At 44.8% G+C, this 1,382-nt stretch carries 2 protein-coding genes and 1 pseudogene; 2 read left to right on the top strand and 1 reads right to left on the bottom strand.

The features are described 5' to 3' along the window. The first annotated feature begins 42 nt into the window (after positions 1–42). Positions 43–726, top strand: coding sequence for an EAL domain-containing protein (locus BOW51_RS10795; RefSeq protein WP_245828674.1), 684 nt, complete (start codon positions 43–45; stop codon positions 724–726). Then, entirely contained in the window at positions 719–1,159 is a 441-nt protein-coding gene (locus BOW51_RS10800; RefSeq protein ID WP_167367351.1) for a bacteriohemerythrin, read from the top strand. Before BOW51_RS10795 ends, BOW51_RS10800 begins: the two co-directional genes overlap by 8 nt. Before the next feature lie 66 nt (positions 1,160–1,225). Here BOW51_RS10800 and BOW51_RS11875 read toward each other — a convergent pair. Then, a pseudogene (locus tag BOW51_RS11875) lies at positions 1,226–1,382 on the bottom strand (IS110 family transposase); the annotation flags it as partial.

Here is a 1,382-nt window from a genome sequence, read left to right on the forward strand (position 1 = left end):
TTCCTTTGGCGCTGGCGCACGTCAGAAAAACAGTCTCGCCTAGTGGCTACCGGGGACTACGCGCCTTCGATTCTCTCTCCTTGGCGCGCAGCGGTGGTCTGTCACTGGGTGATGCAAGAAAGCTGCAAGTGTTTAAAAAGATGGCACTATTCAGGCTTTGATCATCTCCGGATGGCCATTAACATATCCCCCGTTCAATTCAAAAACAAGAATTTCTTGGTGATGATCGAGAAGCTATTGCAGGAAACCGAAGTGTCACCATCCCATATCGAATTGGAGATTACCGGGGGCACTGTAATGGAAGACCCGCAGTATGCGGAATCCATACTCAATAACCTGCACAACCTTGGCCTGGAAATTGCCATCGATGATTTTGGTACGGGATATTCGTCCCTTTCAAGCCTGATGGACTTGCCTTTCGACACGCTAAAAATCGACCGTACCTTCATCAAGGGACTTCCAGAAAATAAAGAAAGTGCCTCATTCTGTGAGGCCATTATCGCCCTGGCCAAGGCTTTGAATCTTCAAACCGTGGCGGAGGGAATTGAAAAGGTTTCGCAGTTGCAATTCCTGAACCGAATTGGTTGTACAACTATGCAGGGCTTTTACTTTAGCAAACCGCTTCCACCTCAGGAACTCGAGAAGATGTTACTCGATGGAGTGCGTTTGTCTGTATCTGCTAGGCGAGCCGACTTCGTAAAAGATGAGGATATCGAAAATGAATAACCTTGAATGGACAGACAAATTCAGTGTCGGGGTCCGCGAGTTAGATGAACAACATCAACAAATCATCGCATTGATAAAGAAGTTGTCAGATAATCAGGATGAAGCAAATCAATTGGATTCTGATCATGAGATTCTGTGCGAAATGTTGAACTATTCAAACACTCACCTGCGTGATGAAGAGACTTTGTTGAAAATATATGAATATCCAGACTTCGATGATCATCGTTCTCATCATCAAGACTACATGAATAAGTTTTGTGAGTTTACAGATGAAGTAATTAACGGAAAAAAAGCAAAAATCTCAACAGAATTATTAGATTTTCTGAATGATTGGTGGCGACACCATATTCTTATTGAAGATATGAAATACAAATCCTTTTTTCGTGAGAAGGGGATTTCATATAACCTGCCCCCATTGGATGGTCAAAATTAAATGTTAGAGCATAGCCGGTCGCTGATCCAGTGAACACAGGTCTTCCCACAAGCCATGCAGTAATTACCTGAACAGCATCGTCAGGCCGTTGGATGCATCTTCCAGCCACATCGGGATAGCCCTGCGCAATGAAGTCAACTCTCGTGGTGCAACCAGACCGTATTCTGCCACCAGTCCCCGTATCTGATTGGCCTTGGCCGTACGGTGTGTCTTGATCTCTTCA

Origin of the sequence: Solemya elarraichensis gill symbiont, assembly GCF_002021095.1 — a bacterium.
Lineage (GTDB): Bacteria > Pseudomonadota > Gammaproteobacteria > Chromatiales > Chromatiaceae.

Bases quoted from the DNA above. Each gene is read 5' to 3' on its own strand.
- BOW51_RS10800 (WP_167367351.1), top strand. From the start codon at position 719: ATGAATAACCTTGAATGGACAGACAAATTCAGTGTCGGGGTCCGCGAG.